We start from the raw sequence: 3,661 nt of genomic DNA, 5'->3' as shown, positions 1-3,661 counted from the left end.
TACGTCAATAACAATTTTGAAAGGGCTCTTACAGAGAACGGCAAATTCAACAAAAAGTTTGTTGAAACACCATTCGCCGAATTCTCTAATATTGGCTGAACCGTGCTTATCAATTACTGCCTGATGGTTCCTTGCAAAAACTTAGCGGAAAAGCACTTTATGCCGCCCGTGGTGCAACTATGCGAAAGGTGGCTGCGATGATTTACTCGGAGTTGCTGAAGGAATTGTCTGATTAAGATAATATATAAAGCGCCACTGCTGTTTCAAGTGGCGTTTTATAATTTACCAATTATATCCCCGCATTGAGGATTTAGAAGCACTCTAGGAATTAACCATGTTCGGCGATCTGCAAAAAGTCCAAGCCAAGGTGAATGAAATGGCGCAAATCAGCCACCAATATCGGGCTTTTACTCAGACTATCCGGGAATATGCGGAGAAACTAGAGGAAGAGCCAATTTTAGAGTTGTTGACTAAATACATCAATACCAATAATAATAGTAGATGAAAAAAGATCATATTTGGGAGAATACGATGCCAGATCGTCGCGATGATGGTGTGATTTTAGTTATTGATGACGATCAAACAAATATCAAAGTAATTATTGGAATTCTCAAACCAGCAGGATTGACCGTCATTTCGGCTCGCAATGGGGAAATGGGAATCAAGCGAGGGTTGTTTGTACTTCCCGATCTGATTTTGCTGGACGTGATGATGCCCGGTATTGATGGGTTTGAAACTTGTCACCTTTTAAAATCAGAACCAGCCACTCAAGCTATTCCGGTTATATTTATCACGGCCATAGATGATGAAGATAGTAAAGTCAAAGCATTTGATGCGGGGGGAGTAGATTATATTACTAAACCATCTGGACAAAGAGAGGTATTAGCACGGGTCAAAACCCATCTATCACTGAAGCGCAAGCAAGAGCTATTAGAGCGTCTGGGAGAAATTGATGGACTCACCGAAATCCCCAATCGTCGTCAGTTCGATCGCGTCCTGAAGGGAGAATGGAGGCGATCGCAACGCCGGGAAACCTCCTCGGCGTTGATTATGATCGACATTGATTACTTTAAGAATTTTAATGATTCCTATGGCCATGTATCTGGGGATCAGTGTCGGAGAACAGTGGCACAAACATTAGCCAGTTCAGTCCAACGTGCAGCGGATTTTGTGGCTCGGTATGGGGGCGAAGAATTCGCGGTGATTCTACCAGAAACTAATTTCGATTCAGCCACAGCAATTGCCGAGCAAATTCGCCAAAATGTGGCATCCTTGCATCTGCCTCATGTGATTTCCCAGGTTTCTGATTATGTCACCTTGAGTCTAGCAGTTGCCACAGTCATTCCCAACGATGAAACCTCTGCCAACAATTTAATTGAAATGGCCGATCGCGCTTTGTATCGAGCGAAAAGCAACGGACGAAATCAGGTAAGATCCTCAACAGATCGCGATCTGTGATCGCGAGGAATAAGCGATCGCACAGAGTCAAGATTCGGTTGGCCATGCTTTGCGCCTCCAAATCTAGGGATCCACTGAAACAATCCCTCTTCCTGTCCAGCAACAACAACTTAACCACAAATCGCCCAACCCAAGGATAAAAAAGGATAAAAAAGGATCAAAATGAAATTTCAGCGTTCTACGATAATATTGCTGTTCGGTGCTCTGCTTATGGGTGGAGCGTTCTATTACTATGAAACTTTAATTATCCCCGCCCAAGAAGCGAAAGAAGCTTTTGCCAGAAAACTATTTAAATTTAAAGAAGAAGATGTTCAAGCTTTATTCGTCAAAACTCAAAGCCAAACATTACGCTTTGAACGCGCATCGGATTTATCTACGCCCCAAGACCTCTGGTTAATGCAAATTCTAGAAGTGGCAGAAGCAAAGGAAGAAAAGCCATCCCCAAAAGCCACCCCGAAAGCAACGGCAAATCCTGAAGAAACAGCGGCAGAAACTCCCGCCGAAACGGGAACTCTTGAAGAAACAGCGGCAGAAATTCCCGCCGAAACTGCTGAAGAAAATGGGGCAGAAACTCCCGCCGAAACCGCTGAAGAAACCGTCAACGCAGAAGAAACTGCGGCTACGGAAAATAGTCAAAGTCCCGATCGAATGCCAGAGAAGTCAACCCAGACATTTCAGGAAAAAGTTTATGCTAATGAGGCTTATGTATCGTTTTTATTAGAACAATTAGTCAGCGATCGCAGTCAGCAAACTTTGACCGCTACCCCGGAACAAGTTAAAGAATATGGGTTAAATCCTCCGGTTGCCATTATCGAAGTGATCCTCAAAGACCAGAGAATTTATCAAATGATTCTGGGCAAATCAGAATTTAGCGGCAACGCTATTTATGCTCAAGTGAATCCACCGCTGCCAGAAACCGAAAATCAAACGGTTTTAGTGGTTTCCAAAAATTTTGAGTATGCGGTCGATCGCACCCTAGAAGACTGGAAACAACCAGCGGCAGTTTTAGAAGAAAATCCAGCCACAACTCCGGAGAGTCCTGCCAAATTAAATCCAGAACAAACGCCAGAAACTTTGCCGCCCAGCAATGAAACGGAAAATCCCGCCCCGGAAAATAACCCTGAACCAGAAACATTAGAACCAACCCCGGAAAGTTCGGCGCCAAATCCAGAAACGACGGAACCCATGAATCCAGAAAGTCTCCCAGAGGAAAATTATGAATAATCAGGTAATTACCCGTAATCTAACCAAAAATTAAGCTTGTTAGACTAAAATTAAATATGAAATCACCAACAGCAACTTTACTATTTTCTTGCCCAGACCAACGTGGATTAGTGGCAAAAATTGCCAATTTTATCTATTGCCATAATGGTAATATTATTCATGCTGACCATCATACGGATTTTGCCGCTGGGTTATTTCTGACCCGGATTGAGTGGCAATTAGAGGGATTTGATTTGTCCAGAGAGGCGATCGCCCCGACGGTGGCAAGTTTAGCTAAATCCCTCGATGCTACTTGGCAACTGCACTTTTCCGATCGGGTGCCTAGACTATCAATTTGGGTTAGTCGCCAAGACCATTGCTTGTTAGATTTGCTATGGCGACATGAAGCAAAAGAATTTTTAGCGGAAATTCCCCTGATTATTAGTAATCACCCGGATTTAAAAGCGATCGCCAGTCAATTTGGGGCAGATTTTTACCATATGCCGATTACCAAAGCCAATAAAGCCGAACAAGAAGCCAAACAATTAGAACTATTAAACTATTACCAGATTGATTTAGTTGTCCTGGCCAAATATATGCAGGTATTGAGTGCGGATTTCTTGAGCAGCTTTAATAATGTGATTAATATTCATCACTCATTTTTGCCCGCCTTTGCCGGGGCGAAACCGTATCATCAAGCTTATCAGCGGGGCGTCAAAATTATTGGCGCAACCGCTCATTATGTCACCCCAGACCTAGATGCAGGGCCAATTATTGAGCAAGATGTGGTCAGAGTCAGCCACCGGGATGATGTTGATGATTTAATCCGCAAAGGCAAAGATTTAGAGCGAATGGTGTTAGCCCGGGCAGTGCGATCGCACTTACAAAATCGCGTCTTAGTCTATGGCGATCGCACCGTCGTTTTTGCTTAATCATTCGTCAGATTTGGGCGTAATTCCTATATATATTGTAAGCATTCAGTAGGGTTGATTCGCGAATC

The 3,661-nt window shown here is 43.5% G+C and carries 4 protein-coding genes; all 4 read left to right on the top strand.

Features of this window, described 5'->3' with window-relative positions; genetic code table 11:
• Window positions 1–334: 334 nt before the first annotated feature.
• A complete protein-coding gene (locus AM228_RS33840; RefSeq protein ID WP_156332141.1) occupies window positions 335–505 on the top strand; it encodes a hypothetical protein in 171 nt (56 codons plus the stop codon).
• Between the two features lie 26 nt (window positions 506–531).
• Window positions 532–1,458 carry a diguanylate cyclase domain-containing protein gene (locus AM228_RS28525; protein ID WP_054470410.1) on the top strand — a complete coding sequence of 309 codons (927 nt, stop codon included), beginning with the start codon at window positions 532–534 and terminating at the stop codon, window positions 1,456–1,458.
• Between the two features lie 162 nt (window positions 1,459–1,620).
• Window positions 1,621–2,682 (top strand): DUF4340 domain-containing protein, encoded by a 1,062-nt coding sequence (locus tag AM228_RS28520; protein ID WP_082349233.1) that lies wholly within the window; start codon window positions 1,621–1,623, stop codon window positions 2,680–2,682.
• A 56-nt stretch (window positions 2,683–2,738) separates the two neighbouring features.
• Window positions 2,739–3,593 (top strand): formyltetrahydrofolate deformylase, encoded by an 855-nt coding sequence (gene purU / locus AM228_RS28515; protein ID WP_054470403.1) that lies wholly within the window; start codon window positions 2,739–2,741, stop codon window positions 3,591–3,593.
• Window positions 3,594–3,661 lie beyond the last annotated feature (68 nt).

This window comes from Planktothricoides sp. SR001, from assembly GCF_001276715.1.
GTDB classification, from domain to species: domain Bacteria; phylum Cyanobacteriota; class Cyanobacteriia; order Cyanobacteriales; family Laspinemataceae; genus Planktothricoides; species Planktothricoides raciborskii.
This window is presented reverse-complemented; position numbering and strand designations above follow the sequence as displayed.

What these genes read in the sequence shown, in the direction of transcription:
- AM228_RS33840 (WP_156332141.1), top strand. Translation starts at nt 335, where the DNA reads ATGTTCGGCGATCTGCAAAAAGTCCAAGCCAAGGTGAATGAAATGGCG.
- AM228_RS28525 (WP_054470410.1), top strand. Translation starts at nt 532, where the DNA reads ATGCCAGATCGTCGCGATGATGGTGTGATTTTAGTTATTGATGACGAT.
- AM228_RS28520 (WP_082349233.1), top strand. Translation starts at nt 1,621, where the DNA reads ATGAAATTTCAGCGTTCTACGATAATATTGCTGTTCGGTGCTCTGCTT.
- purU (WP_054470403.1), top strand. Translation starts at nt 2,739, where the DNA reads ATGAAATCACCAACAGCAACTTTACTATTTTCTTGCCCAGACCAACGT.